The sequence below is a fragment of the Psychrobacter sp. PSi21 genome, assembly GCF_054960615.1.
Genome location: NZ_JBHNYR010000005.1, coordinates 74,076 through 93,584 on the forward strand (window position 1 = coordinate 74,076; position 19,509 = coordinate 93,584).

Consider the following 19,509-nt stretch of genomic DNA (forward strand, 5'->3'; position numbering starts at 1 on the left):
TTTATTGAGTGTATCAAGGATGATTTTTTACCAAGCTGATACTGGGAAACTGCCAGTCAAAACGAATGGCAAGGGTGCGAATCACAAAGATGGTACTCATGGTTGCAACTTCAGTGACCCAATCAACCACGCCCAAGCCCTCAAGCACGAAGTAAAGCCCGCCACCGATAAGGGCGGCGGTGATATAGACCTCTTGCTGCAATACCAGCGGAATCTCATTACAAATCATATCGCGGATGATACCGCCGACGATGATGGTGATGACCCCCAGTAGCAAAGAGACAGGTATATTGGCCCCCATGCTTTGGGCCACTTTGATACCGATCAAGGTAAACACCGCCAAACCGATGGTGTCAAACAACTTGAGCAGTGCATCAACATGACGCGAAGCGGGGTTACAAAAGATTTGAAAGCCCAGTGAGGATACGGAAATCAGCAGCAAATAGTTCATATCCACCATCCAGAACAGCGGATGGCGATCCAATATCACATCGCGCACCGTACCGCCGCCAATCGCGGTGACCATGGCGACCAGCATACAACCGAATACATCAAAATTCTTGTGCTTGGCCAATATCGTCCCCGACACGCTACAGGCAAAAATGCCCAGCATATCGAGCCAAAACATAAACGAGGTTGGCTCAAAGGTGGTGACAATATCAGGGGTCAGAATAATAGGCAGTTGGGTCGCAGGGTCGATGGGGACTTGGTGGTCAGTCGCCACCGTCAGCTCCGTTGACCACGACACGTCCAGTGGTCTATCAAATAGCGCCAGTGAACAGGTATTAAAAAAAGCATACACATGCATCAAAACCGTCTGGATCATAAGCGGTCACGTCATTTGATTGCTTATTTGACTAAGCGAATGGAAGGAAGATGCCAATCAAAGCGGAGCGCGAGCATACGCACCGCGAAGATGACGCCAAGCATGATAAACTCGTTTATCCCTGCATCGATACCCACATAATCGAGCAGCAAATAGGTCACGGAGCCTGCAACACTGGCAGTGATATAAATCTCCCGCTGGAGCAGCAGCGGTATCTCATTGCAAATGATGTCTCGAAACAGACCGCCGACGATCGCGGTCCATACGCCCATCATTACCGCAATCATCGGTGAGACGTCTTGTGCCAGTGCCACCTTAAACCCAATCACACTAAATGCCGCCAATCCGATGGCATCAAAGAGGTTTAACGCGTTGTCTATCTTGTGGTACAGATGAAAGAAGATTTGTATCACGACGGAGGTGATGGTGATGACGATCACATAATTCAAATCTGTCATCCAAAATAATGGGTGCCGATCGAGCGCCATGTCGCGTAGCGTGCCGCCGCCGATGGCATTGACCATAGACACGAGGATACAACCAGCAATATCAAAGCCTTTATGCTGGGCGAGTAACGTGCCAGCAATGGCGCAAGCAATCACCCCAATCATATCCAAAAAGTACAGCAAGGTATCTGGTGAGACCAGCTCATCTGCCATGGTTTTGCTCCTTATCGCGCCGCAATTGCTATCAATCAGGCATAAAATATCGCGCAAGGATATTGCGCGATGGGGACAAGCCGTTTTGGTATGTATATGGGGGCAAATGGGTGGTCATACTGCTTAAGATGACCAAGATTTATTGCCCCCACGTTTTGGCTTTTGACCTTTTTAGCTGGTTTGAGTTAGCCGTCTTTGGCAAACAATATCAAGCCAATAATAATCAGTACAATACCAACCAACCCTAAAGCTGATGGCAAAGGGTTACCAAGCAAAATCATACCGCCAATCAACGCAAAAATAATCTCACTGGCTTGGGTGGAATCCACGCCTGCCACCTCACTTGAGGTGACCGCTTGCTCACGGGCATATAAAAAGATACTGGTTGCGGCCACCCCTGATAACAGGGCGACCAGCAAGGTATTAAATACCTGCGCGCCGCTCGGTAATTCAGGGCGCACCATGATGCCTAAAACGAGCCAAAATGGCAAACTACCAACGGTCATTAACCATACTTTGTTAAACGCGTTTTGTAACAGGTCGGTCTCGATGACAGGGATGCGCGCGATCAAGCGTTGCAGCGCCGAAGGATTGGGTTCGCTGGGCGCTACCTGCTCCTCATGATGGTCATAGGCACTTGCCAGTAGCGCGGTTTCAGCACGCATGGGCTGCGCATGGTGCTCACTGGCTGCCTGCTGCTTGGCCTTGTGTTGTTTGGCATTGTAAGAAGCCTGCCAAACCAGCTGATTGCCAATCGGATAGCTAAAGGCGGCGATTAGGGCAGGCAGCGCGCCGTAGAGCAGCATCTGGGTAAGTGGAATAGCGTCGGCATCCGCAGGCGCGTGTAGTCCCTCACTGATATTGACCAGCACCACACCGACAAACACGATCAGTGCATAGACGATGAATTTTTTGTCAAAGCGCTGACCAAACGCCATCAGTACGAGCAGACTGGTCACCACCGTAAACATAAACGTCGCCGCGACCACCCAGCCGCTGGCATGATCGCCAGCATAGCAAATGCCCATATAAAATAAGCCAAAGCCAATACTGCCTGTAATGCACCAAAAGCCCCAGTGCTGACAAAATATCGTCCACAGCGCTTTGATGCGCCCGACGCCATGCTGCGCCCCAATCATTACTGTCAATAGCAGTAGCATAAACACATAACGCAGACTGGCTGACCAAAACCAATGCCCACCTGCATCGCTCATCAGCTCATTTAACACAAACGTCGAGCTAAAAAATGCCCCCGATAATAGCCCCAGTAAGATCAGTCTGATCATAATTCCTCCGTGATGTTGTGCGCTGATAATGGCGTGTGCGCGTTTATGGTCGTATGGGTGACGGATGCATGGCCCGTCACGCGTTATCAGTACGGTTGTTGTTGATGTGCGGTAAGTATACGTTTGGCGTATCGCGGGTAGGGTGGTCTACTGGTTATTTGCCTTTGGCATCAGCCCAAATGATTTTGTGCAGTTGCAGTTGCAAACGGACGGGGAGTGCATCTGCTAAGATCCATTCGGCCAAATCGCGAGCGAGCATTGGCACGTCAGGACTTTGATCGTCATCCGCCACATTAAACATAGGCGAAAACCAGACCGTATCGACACGCTCAGTCAGGTTGTATTCATTCAGCTTGGCTTTGGCCCAGTCGTAGTCGTCACGGTTCATGATGACAAACTTAAGCTGATCGTGCGCAGTCAGGTGATCAAGGTTTGACCATAGGTTTTTGTCCGCTTCGCCTGAGCTTGGGGTTTTTAAATCCACCACTTTACTGACGGCTGGCGGCACGTTTTGTACTGACAGCGCACCTGCGGTTTCAAGGGAGATTTCATAATCATCATCAAGCAGCATTTTTATCAGTGCAATGGCATTAGGCTGCGCCAGCGGCTCACCGCCAGTGACACAAATGCGCTTGCACGGGTAGCTGTTAATGGTCGCGACAATGTCGTCTAGGGATTGGCGCTCACCACCTGTAAATGCGTACTCGGTATCACAATAGACGCAGCGTAGTGGACAGCCCGTCAAGCGTACAAAGATGGTGGGCAGGCCTGAAGTCAAGGCTTCACCTTGCAGGGAATAAAAAATCTCAGTAATGCGCAGTCCTGCTTGCGGATCGGTCACAAAAATAGCAGGATTGCGTAGGTGTTGGTCACTCATAACAGGTTCAAATCAGTCAGATGCTGTCAGTCGCCTTAAACCAAACGGTGCCTGATTGCTAGCACAGGCGGCGCTGGTAAGGGTGACGAGCAGGGAAATAAAAATAATCAGGCAAATAGATACGGGCAGGCTATGCCTACCGCAAAAATACGCCAGATTGAGTATGTTGACCACTTATGGGTATGGGTCAGATAAAAGCAGTGTATCGTTCGCTTAACCTGCCATGGCGGCAGGTATCAAAATGTGTGCGTCAAGATTATCAAATCAATATCATGAGAGAGCAGGTAGATATGATGTATAAAACGCTGGTATAGAGTGGTATATCAATGTGCCATGTGAGCGCTTTTGGCGTTATTGGCATGAACGCTTACTAAAGTATACCGATACTGTCAGAATTATAACGCAAGCGTGCGCGTTTGGCTGTAAAAAAGACGCTGAAGTCGTCTTCAGCGTCTTTCATGGTATCTATGCTGTGCAGCAGGTATAAGGTATACGCTGGCAGAATGAGGATTAATCTAAACGCAGCAGCTCATTGACCGCTGTTTTGGCACGGGTTTGCGCGTCTACTTTTTTGACGATGATGGCAGCGTACAAGCTGTGTGTGCCGTCTTCTGATGGCAAGCTACCCGGTACAACAACCGAACCTGCAGGTACGCGGCCACGATGGATTTCACCTGTTTCGCGATCATAAATGCGCGTTGATTGACCGATATAGACACCCATGGAGATAACCGCGCCTTCTTCGATGATGACGCCTTCAACGATCTCAGAGCGCGCACCGATAAAGCAGTTGTCTTCGATGATGGTTGGGTTGGCTTGTAGTGGCTCAAGAACGCCGCCAATGCCCACGCCACCTGATAGATGTACGTTTTTACCAATTTGGGCACATGAACCAACCGTCGCCCACGTATCAACCATCGCGCCTTGATCGACGTAGGCACCGATGTTGACATAAGACGGCATCAGTACCGCGCCTGCCGCGACAAATGAACCTTTGCGGGCAATCGCAGGGGGTACAACGCGAACGCCAGCTTCTTTGAACTGTGCTTCGGTCCAATCTGCAAATTTGGTTGGCACCTTGTCATAAAACTGAACATGCTCGCCCGCTGGCATGGCATAGTTGTCGTTTAAGCGGAATGACAGCAATACGGCTTTTTTCGCCCATTGATTAACGACCCATTCGCCCTCTTTTTTCTCTGCAACGCGCAGGCTACCATTATCCAGCTGTTCTAGTACTGCGTTAATGGCATCACGCACGTCTTGTGGCATGGTGCTTGGGCTATATTCGTTGCGTTTTTCAAAGGCTTGTTCGATCACTTCTTGTAATGACATAAGGAATCCTAAAGATTAATAAAACATAAAGTCGAGCATGATTTTAGCACAGGGCAGGCAACTGTGTTGTCGTGTCCTGTACTCGATATCAGGCGCTTAAAGAGACGTGTGGTATTGTCGCTAATTTGGTCGATTTTAGCAAACGCTGTCTGGCAGGTCGGCGCATTTACTTTGTGTGAGGTCTTGAGGTACTGAGGGTTTCGATCCAGCGCAAAATATCACGGTATACCACGTTATGATCTTGTTCATGCAGCGGTTCATGGCGCATGTTGGGATACAGGCGCGCATTGACGTTGTTAAAGTTTTTCGCCTGTAGATTACGAATAACGCGGCGTACCCCGCGCCCCATATCGCCGACAGGGTCGTGCTCACCGCTGACAAAGAGCATAGGGAAGTCTTTATCAATGGTGGTGGCCCAGTTTTTATTCAAGCCAAGTTTCATCAGCGCAAATAAGGTCATAAAGCCATTATTGGTGAAGTCAAAACCTGTGAGTGGATCGGCCTCATACGCGTCGATATTGTCAGTATCTTCGCTCAGCCATGCAAACCGTGAGGTGGTGTTGTGGCGACCGAGCTTGGCGTTAAACAAACGGTTCATGGTATCGGCAAACAGACGGTTGCTCTTTTTGGGTGCTGCTTTTGCCAAGATTTTATTAACTGGCAATAAGGCATTGGCCAGCGGATTGGCATTGGCTGTACCCATCAAAATAGCCCCTGCAAAGTCTTGCGCGTGATGCTTGAGTACCATTCGCACGATAAACGAGCCCATAGAATGACCCAAAATGAAATGCGGCACCTCTGGATGGCGTGCTTTTAGGCTGTCGGCCATGATAACGACGTCCTTGAGCAGCACTTGTACAGGATGTTCTGAGTCAAAAAAACCGAACTCCTCTTCGCTTTTCACTGTTTTTCCGTGTCCGAGTTGGTCATAAGTGGCTACTGCAATGCCGTGATCGGCCAAAAACTGCGCAAATTTTTCATAGCGTCCGCTGTGCTCTGACATGCCATGTACGATCAGCAGTGTGGCTTTGGTGCTGCCTGATGTCGGCTCAAAAAAGTGGTGATGCAGATAGTGACTTTGGTTGGAGGAGGTGATTTGCTCAGCGTGACTCATAAGCGTTCCTTTAATAATTGGTCAGACAATAACAGACGACCTATTATAGAGCAAAGCAGGGTATGGGGATAAATTGTCTTATGGCATTTGTGTTGGTGTCATCGTAACCGATCATTCATCGTGATCTTTGATATGGATGCCTGCCGCTATGATTTGCAGGTGAATTGTGCTTTGATAAAGACAACGGGAAGACTCATGGCACTGCTGTGCCGAGTCGGCCAAGAATCGCGCACCGAGCGCCAATAACTCACGGTTCAGTATTATGGTGATAACAGAACGCGCGCGTAAATGCTTGTTGGTGGGTGGCGGCCATGCGCACATCGGTTTGCTGCGCCGCCGCAAAAAAGCGCGCCAGGCTGCTGCGCCAAGTCCATCTTCCGCTGATATGGCTGCCGATATGACACTGCTCAGCCCGCAACCATATGCCGTATATTCGGGTATGTTGCCCGGCTGGATGGCAGGACACTATAAGCGCCATGATATCTGTATTGATGTGGCAGCATTATGCCAACAAGCAGGCGTCCGCTTTGTGCAAGGGTCACTCACTGGCATCAATGCGGCATCCAATCAGGTGCTGACCGATACGCATGGCGCGATAGATTATGATATTTTATCCCTCAACACTGGCGCAGATACCAACATGCGCTGGCTTGATCAAGCAACGAATAATAATGCCGTTATCGCCATCAGACCACTGCCTGCTTTTATGGCGGAGTGGCAGCGTGTGCTGGCAGCGGCCAAGCAGTCCCCCAGTTATCAGCTGGCTGTGGTGGGTGCAGGCGCGGCGGCAGTAGAGCTGGTAATGGCGGCACAAGTGGCCTTGCAACGTATTGATACCCAGCATCAGGCTTACTTGGTGTGTGGTGAGACCTTGCTGGCAGGTTTTAACCAGCGTCTTCGCCGTCAGGTCATTCAGCAGCTACACCGTCACCGTATTACCATCATTGATGCGCGCGGGTGTGGGTATCAGGACGGTCATTTATTAACATCAAAAGAACCGTTGCCCGTTAATGCAGTGATCGTGGCGACTGGGGTAGTTGGTGCGGCATGGACGGCACATACCGATCTTGATACCACCAATGGCGGCTTTATCAGTGTCACCGCCGCGCAGCAAAGCACCTCACATGCCAACGTATTTGCCGTGGGCGATGTGGCCACGCATGTGGCGCAGCAAGTGGCACATTCAGGCGTGCATGCGGTGCATGGTAGCACGGTGTTGTCTACCAATATAAGTGCCTATCTGGCAGACCTGCCATTGTCGCGCTATCGTCCGCGCGTGCGTACCCTATACCTACTCTCTTGCGGGGACAAGTTTGCCATCGCCAGTTGGGGCCGTTATAGCATACAAGGGCGTCTGTGGTGGTATGTCAAACGCTATATTGATAAGCGTTTTGTCGCCGCTCATGGCAAAGCCTAGCGAATGTGCTTAATAATTTTCTTATTACAAAATAAACACTTAGCCAATCAAGGTTCATGAAACAAACGACTCATATTCAGGTATGCTAAAGCAAAGCGGTACAAATAATATTGCTGGCAATATGCCGTTTATCGTAGATCTGTTATAGATGAGATATAGCGGGATTGAATGGTATTTTTTGTAGTTTTTGGAGGCACAGCCACAGCAAGCAAGAAAAAGACCATGTAATCAAGCGCATTTGTTATGACACCTCTTTTTTATTGAAAGTTAACGACAGCAGCACCACAAGTATCCGATAAGGAGCCGCAAGCATGGATGATAAAACCGCTTATTTTTTATCACGCATGTCTGAACTCACCATTTTTAATGGCGCCATGATGCGCTATCGACAGGGCGAGAGACCATTATGAAATCCACTATTGAACTGCTCGAAGCCACGGATTTTCCTGCCATTAAGCGGCAGAAGCTGACCACGTTGCAGGTGAATCTAGGCTACCTATGCAACATGTCTTGTGTGCATTGTCATGTGGCGGCCAGTCCTTATCGCACTGAAATGATGCCGCGCGACTTGGTTGAGCTGGTGGTGCAGGTGCTACAAGTGCAAGACATTGAGATACTGGATCTGACAGGCGGCGCACCTGAGATGCATGCCGATTTTAAATATTTGGTTAAAGCCGCGCGTGATCTTGGCGTAACCGTGATTGACCGCTGTAACTTGACCATTTTAATGGAAGAGGGCTATGAGGATATGGCGCAGTTTTTGGCCGATCAGCACGTAGAGGTGGTGGCGTCGCTTCCTTGTTACTCGATCGAGAACGTAGATAAGCAGCGCGGCAAAGGCGCTTTTGATGACAGTATATTGGGACTGCAAAAGCTCAATCAGCTGGGCTATGGCAAAGCATCTGCCGAGGACGATAACGGCTTGATACTAAACTTGGTTTACAACCCGCAAGGGCCATCGCTACCGCCAAATCAAGAGCAGTTAGAAGCCGACTATAAGCGCGAGTTAAAGGCGCATTTTGATATTGAGTTTAACCAGTTGTTTGCACTGACCAATATGCCCATCCAGCGCTTTGGGGCGGTGCTTTTGGCCAAGGATCAGTTTTATCCCTATATGACGATACTCAAAGATAACTATATGGCAGCAAATTTGGCGCACGTCATGTGCCGCTCGACCATTAGTGTCAACTGGCTGGGCGAGTTGTTTGATTGTGACTTTAATCAACAATTGCAGATGCCTGTACCCAATAAGTTGCGGCGTCATTTGCGAGACTTGCTCACGCAAACTCCTGCGGGTGATGCTATTGCGATAGCGGATCATTGTTATGGCTGCACGGCAGGTCAAGGCAGCAGCTGCGGCGGCGCGCTAGAAGACAGCTCTGCAGAAGAAAGCACCGCTTAAAAACGATACTGGCTCAGATAGTAATCACGCTCCACCAACCACCAATAAGGCGTAGCCCATGAAAAAGTTCGTGATTGTTCTACTGATTATTGGAATTATTGCCGGTTTTTTCTTTTTTGGGCTGAATGAGGTGTTGACCTTAGCAGGCATTCAGTCGCGTTTGGGTGAGTTTTATCAGTGGCGTGACACATCGCCGCTGCTGGTGAGCGGTGCCTTTTTTATCGGGTATGTGGTCATTACTGCTTTTTCGCTACCGGGCGCGGCCTTAATGACCTTGCTGGCAGGGGCGCTATTTGGTTTGTGGTGGGGGCTGCTGTTGGCCTCATTTGCTTCAAGCATTGGCGCGCTACTGGCGTTTTTAACCTCACGTTATTTGCTGCGTGATAGCTTCCAACGCAAATTTGCCAGTAAGCTGACCCGCATTAACGAAGGTATGGAAAAAGACGGCGGCTTTTATCTGTTTACGCTGCGTCTGTTGCCTTTATTCCCGTTTTTTTTGGTCAATATCTTGATGGGACTGACTAAGATTCGGCCATGGACGTACTATTGGGTCAGTCAGGTGGGCATGCTGGCAGGTACGTTTGTTTATATCAATGCTGGGGTGCAGCTGGCGCAGATCGAGAGCCTCAAGGACATCATCTCGCCTGCCTTGCTTGGCTCGTTTGTCTTATTGGCGCTGTTTCCGCTCATCGCCAAAAAGGGGCTTGCATGGTATCAACGCCAGCACGTTTATAAAGGCTGGCGCAAACCTGCGCGCTTTGATCGCAATATCGTGGTTATCGGTGCTGGGGCGGGCGGCTTGGTGTCGGCGTATATTGCCGCTACGGTTAAGGCCAAAGTCAGCTTGGTTGAAGCACATAAGATGGGCGGCGATTGCCTAAATTACGGCTGCGTGCCCAGTAAAGCGCTGATAAAAAGCGCCAAAATAGCGCATGAGATGCGCCATGCGTCAGCTTACGGATTGCAAGCGGTAGAGGCGCAGTATGATTTTAGCGCGGTTATGGCGCGCATTCACCGCATCATTGCGACTATTGAGCCACATGATAGCGTCGAGCGCTATACCAAGTTGGGCGTCGATGTCATCAAAGGCTATGCCACCATTATCGATCCTTGGACGGTTGAGGTTGAAAGCGAGAATGGCGAGCATCAGCGGCTGACCACGCGCAGTATTGTGATTGCGGCAGGCAGCCAGCCGTTTGTACCACCGATTGCAGGGCTTGAGACAGTGAATTATTTGACCAGCGATACCCTGTGGTCAGCGCTGAGCCAGCAATCTACGCCGCCCAAGCGTCTGGTGATCCTTGGCGGCGGCCCGATAGGCTGTGAGCTGGCGCAGGCTTTTGCGCGTTTGGGATCTACGGTCAGTCAGATTGAGCGCGGCGCACGTCTGCTAAAAAAAGAAGATCAAGACGTGTCAGATTATGCTAAGCAATGCCTAGAAGCAGACGGCGTCCATGTATTGCTTGAGCATGAAGCAGTGCGCTGTGAGCGCGATGGGCAGATTCAGCGCTTGATCGTAACGGCACACGGTACTGAGGTGACGCTTGAGTTTGATACGTTGATTCTTGCCGTTGGCAGGCGCGCGCGGTTGACTGGTTATGGTCTTGAGGCGCTGGGTATTGATACCACGGGTACGGTCACCACCAACGCCTATCTTGAAACCAAATACCCCAATATCTTAGCGGCAGGAGATGTGGCAGGCCCCTATCAGTTCACCCATGTGGCGGCGCATCAAGCGTGGTATGCAGCGGTCAATGGCTTATTTGGAATGTTTAAAAAATTCAAAGCCGACTACCGCGTGATTCCTTGGGTGACGTTTATTGACCCTGAAATAGCGCGTGTGGGGCTCAATGAGCAAGACGCCCGCGCGCAAAACATAGCATTTGAAATCACCCGCTATGCTCTTGATGACTTGGATCGCGCGATTACCGACAGTCAGGCAACAGGTTGGGTTAAAGTGCTGACCGTACCCAATAAAGACACCATACTGGGCGTGACCATCGTCGGCAATCATGCAGGCGAGCTGCTGGCGGAGTATGTACTGGCGATGAAGCATGGTCTTGGGTTAAACAAGATTTTAGGGACGATTCACACCTATCCCACCATGAGTGAAGCCAACAAATATGCCGCAGGAGAGTGGAAACGCGCACATGCCCCGCAGCAATTGTTAAAGTGGGTTGAGCGCTATCACCGCTTTCGGCGGCATTGAATCGTTTGGATGATGAGGCACTATGTGGTTGAATATCAGATATCGTAAACCAACCGCGCGGATAGTAGCCATGATGACCGCCAGTACGGTCTATGTTGCTTACGTGTGGGCAGCGGCGCCGCAAAATCAGGCGGCAGTAAGAAAAAGCCGCGCGAGTGCCTGCGCGCCAACTCGATCTGCTGCACCGCTACCGCCGCGTACGGTTTCAATCATCATTCCACTGTTAAATGAAGTGGGTAATTTGCCACACCTTATTGCGCATATCCATACGCTCAGCCCAGCGCCGCAGCAAGTGATAGTGGTTGATGGCGGGTCAACGGATGGCTCGATGACCGCCGTGCATAATTTGCTAAAAGCGTGGTCAAAAACGAGACAGTCATCGATTGACTGGCATTTGATCGAGTCCACTGCTGGACGCGCTCGGCAGATGAATGCTGGCGCTAAGCGAGCAACTGGCGATGTGCTGCTGTTTTTACATGCCGATACCCAGTTGCCGACTGATGCGACAGATGACATTCAACGTGCAATGATGACGTATGATTGGGGACGTTTTGATGTGCGCTTGGACAGTCCTCATCCATTGTTAAAAGTTGTTGGTATGATGATCAACAAGCGCTCACGGTTGGTACGTATTGCAACGGGTGATCAAGCCATTTTTATCAAAAAATTTCTATTTGAACGATTGGGTGGCTATCCTGATCAGCCACTAATGGAAGATGTCGAGCTATGTAAGCGCCTAAAACCTATCAGCAGGCCTGCCTGTTTACAAAGCAAAGTGATGACGTCAGCGCGGCGCTGGCAGCAACATGGTCATTGTCGTACGATTTTTTTGATGTGGTATTTGCGCTTTGACTATTGGCGCGGGGTATCGCCTGACCGCTTAAAGCAGCGCTATTATAAATCGTAAATAATAAAGACTGGATATGTAGGCAAATTTCAATAAACCATAATAAGACAGAGACACGCCCTAATGCATTCAACTGCTAAAGTAAAAGCTGAGCCGCATATAAGCGCGCAACCTACCTGCGTCATTTTATTTGCTAAATATCCAGCACCCAATATGGCAAAGACTCGTCTGCAGCCCGCGCTGGGCGTCGAGGGTGCTGCAAATATGGCACGGCAATTGTTATTACATAGTGTTGATCAGGCAGTCGCCACCGATTTTGCTGTTGAGCTATGCGTGAATCCCGCACCAGAAGACCCCTGCTGGCAAGCGCTTGATTTACTCAAATCTTTGCAATGGTCTGCTCAGGCAGAGGGTGATTTGGGCGCGCGCTTACGCACTGCCAGTCAGAACGCATTAGAAAAATATGAAAAAGTTGTCCTAATTGGGACAGACTGTCCTAGCCTAACCGCAGAGCGTATACAGTCAGCAGTACAGCAGCTAGACCAACATGATGCGGTGATGATTCCTGCAACCGATGGGGGCTATGTGTTACTGGGCTTTAAGCAAGTTGATGCTAGCCTTTTTTCAGATATTATCTGGAGTACGGCGAGCGTCGCTGATGTGACCAAGCAGCGTATCGCGGCATTAGGTTGGACACTGGCGTTGTTGCCAGCGCTACATGACATTGACGAGCCTGATGATTTAGTACATTTACCGTCAGATTGGCGCAATACACTCAAAAAAATCTAAAAATTAAATATAATTTTTACCGTTATTCATTTACGTTTTAGGGCGTGTCATTTTAAGACCGCTAAATGATTTGATGGGCTAATTGATGACACGCTCTAAATAGATATTACTATAAACAAGGATATGGTTATGCATGACGTTGTGCAAAATTATTATGGCAAAGAGCTGCAAGGAACCGATGATCTAAAAACCTCGGCGTGTTGCGATATCAGTAATATGCCTGAATGGCTCAAGCCGCTGCTGGCAAACATTCACGATGAAGTCATGAGCCGCTATTACGGCTGTGGGCTGGTTTGTCCTGCATTACTTGAAGGTTGCCGAATTCTAGACTTAGGCAGTGGCTCAGGTCGCGATGTCTATGCACTTGCGCAATTGGTCGGTGAGAGCGGTCATGTGGTTGGTGTGGATATGACCGAGGAGCAACTGGCCGTTGCAAAGCAGCATCAAGCCTATCATATCGAGCAGTTTGGCTATGATAATGTGACGTTTTTACATGGTTATATCGAAAAGTTAGATGAGCTGGATCTGGCTGATGGTAGCTTCGATATTATCGTCTCAAACTGCGTCATCAATTTATCACCGGATAAGGCTGCTGTGATGGCGAGCGTGCAGCGCTTGCTCAAACCGGGCGGTGAATTTTATTTTTCTGACGTTTATGCTGATCGGCGTATCCCGCAGCATCTGATCGATGATCCAGTGTTATATGGTGAGTGTTTGAGTGGCGCGTTGTACTGGAAAGATTTTATCCGTTTATCAAGAAACGCAGGGTTTTTAGATCCACGTCTGGTGGAGGATCGCCCGCTTGAGATTACCGATCCTGTACTGGCTGCCAAAATCGGTGACATACAGTTTTTCTCAGCCACTTATCGCTTGTTTAAGATTGCCGCATTAGAGGATGCCTGTGAAGATCATGGGCAAGCCGTGATATACAAAGGGTCTATCGAGCAATCTCCGCATCGATTTGATTTAGACAAGCATCATGCGATTGAGGCGGGGCGAGTATTCCCTGTCTGCGGTAATACGTTTCGGATGCTACAAGAATCTCGCTTTGCACCGCATTTTGACTTTATTGGTGATGACAGTCGCCACTATGGTATTTTTGCAGGGTGCGGTGAAGCCATGCCTTTTGGAATTAAGTTGGGTATGAATGCTGATCTTGCCGGCAACTGCTGCTGACGCAAATTACTGAGGATAAAAAGGCCATCACTCATATCATGGCCTTTCATGGCCTTGAGTGCTAAACAGTGACGGTATCATACCCAGTTATCGGCATACGGTGTTTCGATGTATGTTACTGAGGTATGTTACTCATGTATGTCATTAAGGCAACAGCGCCGCCAGTCTGGTTTTGGTGAGTGCATCCAGCTTCTCAACAGGTGTGATTAAGGCTTGTGCCAGCGCACTATGAGCGATTGACTCAGGTGATTCAGCGGCGATTAGTGCGACCGCTTCTTTAATGACTTTTTGGGCATTTTCGGCATTTTTCATTAGATTTTGTATGGCATAGTCGGCACTGACGGACTCTTCGGTCGGGTGCCAACAATCAAAGTCGGTCACCAAGGCAAGAGTGGCATACGCCATACTGGCTTCGCGTGCCAATTTGGCTTCTGGCATATTGGTCATGCCAATGATATCCGCTTGCATTTGACGATACCAATGCGACTCAGCACGAGTAGAGAACTGCGGCCCCTCGATACAGATATAGGTTGCTGCTGGGTGACAGGTGCCCTCAGCGATATCTGCATTGTCATAAGCCCTTGTCAAAATAGTGGCAAGGGCAGGACATAGTGGATCGGCCATCGCTACGTGCGCAACCGCCCTTTCACCAAAAAACGTACTGACGCGATGCTTGGTCATATCTATCATTTGATCTGGCACGACCATATCTAAAGGTTTGAGTCTTTCTTGCAACGACCCAACCGCCGATACTGACAATATGTAACGTACGCCCAGTGTTTTGAGCGCATAGATATTAGCGCGATAAGGCACTTCAGATGGGGTCAGTCTGTGCCCTTGACCGTGACGGGTCAAAAAGGCAACCGTCACACCGCCAAGCTCACCCAACACGATGTGGTCAGAGGGGTCACCGTAAGGGGTTGCGATGGTCACTTGCCGCTTATTGCTCAAGTCTGGCATTTGATACAAACCGCTACCGCCAATAATGGCAATCTCAGCACAAACCGTGTCAGATGAGGGCGTGGTAGCTTTATCTTTATCTTTATCTTTATCTTTATGGGCAGAGGTAGGCATAATAGACTCCAAATAAGGAATAAAAAATCGGGCAACCTTTTTGCTTAGATGACTATAACACGCCCGCTTTATTGGTCACTGACATTTATAACTTTGTATGAAATTTAAATAGAGGTTGGCTTTGTGCTGATTGAGTGTGCGTAAAGGTATTCAAGACCTGTTATAAATAAGATATAGCGAGATTTAAAGATAGTTTTCGTAGCATCAAAAGACGCAGCCACAGCAAGCAAGAAAAGCCCGTTCAATCGAGCGCGTTTGTCATGATGTAACTTTTTATTGAGTGTTGACTGTCGTTAAGCAAAGGCAGTGAAAAAAAGGGGAATGGTCACTTATAACCATTCCCCTTTTGCATACTGATCTACTTTGTGTGAGCGGCGTATTAGCAGCCCAATTTGCCTTCCGCTTCCAAGGCTTTTTTGCTGCGTACAGGCGCGGGGCAGTCTTCGCCATAGTATTGACGGTCAGCAAAGTAGCTTGAGCGTACCATTGGGCCTGCCCAAATGCTAAAGAAGCCAATCTTTTTGCCATAGTCCATATAGCGCTGGAACTCGTCTGGATGCACGTAGCGGTCGACAGGCGCATGGTTTTTGCTGGGCTGTAAGTACTGACCGATGGTAATCATGTCGACATCATGCGCTTTTAAGTCATCGAGTAGGGCGTAGACCTCTTCTTCGGTCTCGCCAAGGCCAACCATAAAGCCGCATTTGGTGGCGATATCTGGACGACGCGCTTTATAACGCTTGAGCAAATCGAGCGAGTGTTGATAATCAGAACCAGGACGGAACGCTTTGTATAAGCGTGGCACGGTTTCGATATTGTGGTTAAAGACATCAGGTGGCGTTTCGGTCAATAGATCAAGCGCCATCTCCATACGGCCACGAAAATCTGGTACCAGAATTTCGATGAGACAGTTGGGACTGAGGGCTTTAGACTCATTGATGACTTCAACAAAGTGACCGGCGCCGCCGTCTTTTAAATCATCACGATCCACTGAGGTAATGACCGCATACTTTAGTTGTAAGCCTAAGATAGTCTCAGCGGTATGGCGCGGTTCATCAGCGTCAAGCTTGTTAGGACGACCATGTGCCACATCACAAAACGGGCAGCGGCGCGTACAGATGTCACCCATAATCATAAAGGTCGCTGTACCATCTGCAAAGCACTGCGGCAAGTTGGGGCAGGCCGCTTCTTCACAAACAGTATAGAGCTTTTGCTCACGCAGGGTGGCTTTGATACGCGCAACTTCAGCAGGTGAGGACATTTTTACGCGAATCCAATCGGGCTTTTTTTTGGCCTCAACTGTGGGGATTACTTTAATGGGAATACGGGCAACCTTGTCGTAGCCGCGCAGCTTTTCACCTTGAACCGCTTTTTTCGGTTTGGGTTTGGTTGCAGGAACGTGTGTTTGTACAGCTAATGAGCTCATAAGCTTATCCTAACCCCTTATAATCCTAAGCCTTTATAAGATAAGGGTTTTGTTTGTTATTCAATGACAGTGAACAGCGAGATGATAGCAACCAATTATAGCAAATCTTCTCTTAGGTTTCACCCATCCATTGCCGCAAGTGCGTATCATATCGGCCGTGATATGGATGGTATATAAGGCTTGTACTTATCAAATAAATCAGTGTGATTAGTCAAGTAGGACAATGTGATCGAGGACAGGTTTTTAAGGTTTTTTACACGCGCTTAGTGCTACGCATAGGGAGTAAAAAATACTATTCATTTTTCTACTAAATGTTGGCTATGTGCGCCTGTTTGATCTTTGGTCATTAACATTTTGGCTGTTTTAAGCTATATTGTGGCGGTATGTAATCAATACAGCACGTCAATGTAGGCAGTGATTTGGCTACCCACGCGACGTGCTGATCACCCAAAAAATAGAGGATGACTATCGTGTTAGAAGCTTATCGCAAGCATGTCGCAGAACGTGCGGAGCAAGGAACGGTTCCCCTACCATTGAACGAAAAACAAGTTGCCGAGCTTGTTGAGCTACTTAAGAATCCGCCAGCGGGTGAAGAAGACTTTTTGATGAATTTGCTAGAAAACCGTATTCCTGCTGGTGTTGACCAAGCAGCTTACGTCAAAGCGGCATTTTTGGCAGCCATTTTAAAAGGTGAGGCAACATCACCACTGATCAGCAAGCAAAAAGCGGTCGAAATCCTAGGTACGATGCAGGGCGGCTACAACGTGCAGCCATTAGTAGCGGCACTCGATGATAGCGACGTGGCACAAGATGCTGCTGAAGCACTAAAGAAAACGCTATTGGTATTTGACGCATTCAATGACGTGACAGAAAAAGCCGAAGCGGGCAATGATATCGCCAAAGAAGTGATTCAGTCTTGGGCGGATGCCGAATGGTTCTTAAACCGCGCTGAAGTGCCAAAGAAAACCACTTACACGACGTTTAAAGTCACCGGCGAAACCAACACCGATGACTTGTCACCTGCGCAAGACGCATGGAGCCGTCCTGATATCCCACTGCATTCACTTGCCATGCACAAAAACTCTCGCGACGGCATCACTGCTGACGAAGAGGGCGTTGTTGGCCCAATGAAGCAAATCGAAGAACTTAAAGAAAAAGGTCATCCGCTTGCCTATGTGGGTGACGTGGTCGGTACCGGTTCTAGCCGTAAGTCTGCTACCAACTCAGTATTGTGGCTCATGGGTGAAGACATCCCGAACGTGCCCAACAAGCGCGGCGGCGGTCTGGTACTCGGTAACAATATCGCACCGATCTTCTTTAACACCATGGAGGATTCTGGCGCATTGCCAATCGAAAAAGTTGCGGTTGATAACCTCAATATGGGCGATGTGTTTGATATCTATCCGCACGATGGCAAAATCACCAAGCATGACTCTGATGAAGTGCTGTCAACGTTTGAGCTCAGCTCACCAACATTGCTTGATGAAGTACGTGCTGGTGGCCGTATTCCATTGATCGTTGGTCGCGGCTTGACCAATCGTGCGCGTGAGTATATGGGTCTTGGTCATTCAGACATCTTTGCCAAGCCAGAAGAGCCAGCCGATACGGGTAAAGGCTTTACGCTTGCCCAGAAAATGGTCGGTAAAGCATGTGGCCTAGAAGGCGTGCGTGCTGGCATGTACTGTGAGCCTAAGATGACCACTGTCGGCTCTCAAGATACGACTGGCCCAATGACACGTGATGAGCTAAAAGACTTGGCATGTTTGGGTTTCCAAGCAGACCTAGTGATGCAGTCATTCTGTCACACAGCCGCTTATCCAAAGCCAGTTGACGTTGAGACGCAGCACACGCTACCTGACTTTATCATGAACCGTGGCGGTGTGAGCCTACGTCCAGGTGATGGTATCATCCACTCATGGCTTAACCGTATGCTACTGCCTGATACTGTTGGTACTGGTGGTGATTCGCATACCCGTTTCCCAATGGGCATCTCGTTCCCAGCGGGTTCTGGTCTGGTGGCGTTCGCTGCTGCGACTGGTGTGATGCCACTCGATATGCCTGAATCTGTCCGTGTTCGTTTCGTTGGTGAGCGTCAAGCGGGTATCACCTTACGTGACCTTGTACATGCCATTCCTTATCAAGCAATCAAAGAAGGGTATTTGACCGTTGATAAGAAAGGCAAAATCAACGAGTTTAACGGCCGTATCCTTGAGATCGAAGGACTAGAAGACTTGACCGCTGAGCAAGCGTTCGAGTTATCTGATGCCTCAGCTGAGCGTAGTGCTGCTGGTTGTACCATTACCTTGTCTGAAGACTCAGTAACGGAATACCTAAATTCAAATATCACGCTGCTCAAGTGGATGATCAGTGAAGGTTATGGCGACGCGCGTACTATTAGCCGCCGTATCGAAGCCATGCAAGAGTGGCTCGCGAACCCAAGCCTCATGCGTGCGGACGACGATGCTGAATACGCTATCGACATCACTATCGATATGAGCGAGATCAAAGAGCCAATCCTTTGCTGCCCGAATGATCCAGATGATGCCAAAACCTTGGCAGACGTCGCTGGTGATACCATTGACGAAGTATTCATCGGCTCATGTATGACCAACATTGGTCACTTCCGCGCCGCTGGTAAACTCTTGCAAGACGTACCAGCAGGTAGCCTCAAGACTCGTCTATGGATTGCACCACCGACTAAGATGGATGCACGCCAGTTGATGGAAGAAGGTTACTACAACATCTATGCACAAGCCGGCGCTCGTACGGAAATGCCAGGCTGCTCACTCTGTATGGGTAACCAAGCGCGTATCGCACCGAAATCGACGGCGGTATCAACCTCGACGCGTAACTTCCCGAACCGCCTCGGTCAAGGCGCAAACGTATACCTAGCGTCTGCAGAGCTTGCTGCCGTTGCTGCGGTACTTGGTAAATTGCCGACTAACGATGAGTATCAGCAATACGCTGGCATGCTCAACAGCATGGGCGATGAAGTGTATCAATACATGAACTTCGATCGTATGGAAGAGTACACCGAAGAAGCAGACAAGATTAATGTTGCTCAGTTGAGCTAAT

General features: G+C 49.1%; 15 protein-coding genes. 7 read left to right on the forward strand and 8 right to left on the reverse strand.

What is annotated here, in order from left to right:
- Positions 1 to 13 precede the first annotated feature (13 nt).
- From ACFI32_RS04980 to ACFI32_RS05005, 6 genes are all read right to left on the reverse strand, one after another.
- On the reverse strand, positions 14 to 628 hold the full coding sequence (locus ACFI32_RS04980) for a trimeric intracellular cation channel family protein (protein ID WP_462625494.1): 615 nt from the start codon (positions 626 to 628) through the stop codon (positions 14 to 16).
- A 221-nt stretch (positions 629 to 849) separates the two neighbouring features.
- A complete protein-coding gene (locus ACFI32_RS04985; RefSeq protein WP_462625402.1) occupies positions 850 to 1,485 on the reverse strand; it encodes a trimeric intracellular cation channel family protein in 636 nt (211 codons plus the stop codon).
- A 185-nt stretch (positions 1,486 to 1,670) separates the two neighbouring features.
- Positions 1,671 to 2,771, reverse strand: coding sequence for a multidrug resistance efflux transporter family protein (locus tag ACFI32_RS04990; RefSeq protein ID WP_462625403.1), 1,101 nt, complete (start codon positions 2,769 to 2,771; stop codon positions 1,671 to 1,673).
- Between the two features lie 154 nt (positions 2,772 to 2,925).
- On the reverse strand, positions 2,926 to 3,648 hold the full coding sequence (queE, locus tag ACFI32_RS04995; protein WP_462625404.1) for a 7-carboxy-7-deazaguanine synthase QueE: 723 nt from the start codon (positions 3,646 to 3,648) through the stop codon (positions 2,926 to 2,928).
- A gap of 510 nt (positions 3,649 to 4,158) precedes the next feature.
- Entirely contained in the window at positions 4,159 to 4,980 is an 822-nt protein-coding gene (gene dapD / locus ACFI32_RS05000; protein ID WP_462625405.1) for a 2,3,4,5-tetrahydropyridine-2,6-dicarboxylate N-succinyltransferase, read from the reverse strand.
- A 166-nt stretch (positions 4,981 to 5,146) separates the two neighbouring features.
- Positions 5,147 to 6,094, reverse strand: coding sequence for an alpha/beta fold hydrolase (locus ACFI32_RS05005; RefSeq protein ID WP_462625406.1), 948 nt, complete (start codon positions 6,092 to 6,094; stop codon positions 5,147 to 5,149).
- Between the two features lie 262 nt (positions 6,095 to 6,356).
- Between ACFI32_RS05005 and ACFI32_RS05010 the strand changes: the two genes are divergently transcribed.
- From ACFI32_RS05010 to ACFI32_RS05035, 6 genes are all read left to right on the forward strand, one after another.
- On the forward strand, positions 6,357 to 7,511 hold the full coding sequence (locus tag ACFI32_RS05010) for an FAD-dependent oxidoreductase (RefSeq protein WP_462625407.1): 1,155 nt from the start codon (positions 6,357 to 6,359) through the stop codon (positions 7,509 to 7,511).
- Positions 7,512 to 7,917: 406 nt separating this feature from the next.
- Positions 7,918 to 8,913, forward strand: coding sequence for an arsenosugar biosynthesis radical SAM (seleno)protein ArsS (gene arsS, locus ACFI32_RS05015; protein WP_462625408.1), 996 nt, complete (start codon positions 7,918 to 7,920; stop codon positions 8,911 to 8,913).
- Between the two features lie 58 nt (positions 8,914 to 8,971).
- Complete coding sequence (locus tag ACFI32_RS05020; RefSeq protein ID WP_462625409.1) at positions 8,972 to 11,122, forward strand: FAD-dependent oxidoreductase; 2,151 nt, start codon at positions 8,972 to 8,974, stop codon at positions 11,120 to 11,122.
- A gap of 70 nt (positions 11,123 to 11,192) precedes the next feature.
- Positions 11,193 to 12,029 (forward strand): TIGR04283 family arsenosugar biosynthesis glycosyltransferase, encoded by an 837-nt coding sequence (locus tag ACFI32_RS05025; RefSeq protein WP_462625410.1) that lies wholly within the window; start codon positions 11,193 to 11,195, stop codon positions 12,027 to 12,029.
- A gap of 63 nt (positions 12,030 to 12,092) precedes the next feature.
- Positions 12,093 to 12,758, forward strand: coding sequence for a TIGR04282 family arsenosugar biosynthesis glycosyltransferase (locus tag ACFI32_RS05030; protein ID WP_462625411.1), 666 nt, complete (start codon positions 12,093 to 12,095; stop codon positions 12,756 to 12,758).
- 129 nt (positions 12,759 to 12,887) lie between these two features.
- Positions 12,888 to 13,934, forward strand: a complete 1,047-nt coding sequence (locus ACFI32_RS05035) for a methyltransferase domain-containing protein (RefSeq protein ID WP_462625412.1) — start codon at positions 12,888 to 12,890, stop codon at positions 13,932 to 13,934.
- Positions 13,935 to 14,078: 144 nt separating this feature from the next.
- Here ACFI32_RS05035 and mtnP read toward each other — a convergent pair whose 3' ends face one another.
- Both mtnP and lipA read right to left on the reverse strand, forming a co-directional pair.
- Positions 14,079 to 15,008, reverse strand: a complete 930-nt coding sequence (gene mtnP / locus ACFI32_RS05040) for an S-methyl-5'-thioadenosine phosphorylase (protein WP_462625413.1) — start codon at positions 15,006 to 15,008, stop codon at positions 14,079 to 14,081.
- A 379-nt stretch (positions 15,009 to 15,387) separates the two neighbouring features.
- Complete coding sequence (lipA, locus tag ACFI32_RS05045; protein ID WP_462625414.1) at positions 15,388 to 16,434, reverse strand: lipoyl synthase; 1,047 nt, start codon at positions 16,432 to 16,434, stop codon at positions 15,388 to 15,390.
- A 470-nt stretch (positions 16,435 to 16,904) separates the two neighbouring features.
- Between lipA and acnB the strand changes: the two genes are divergently transcribed.
- Positions 16,905 to 19,508 carry a bifunctional aconitate hydratase 2/2-methylisocitrate dehydratase gene (acnB, locus tag ACFI32_RS05050; protein WP_462625415.1) on the forward strand — a complete coding sequence of 868 codons (2,604 nt, stop codon included), beginning with the start codon at positions 16,905 to 16,907 and terminating at the stop codon, positions 19,506 to 19,508.
- Position 19,509: the final 1 nt, after the last annotated feature.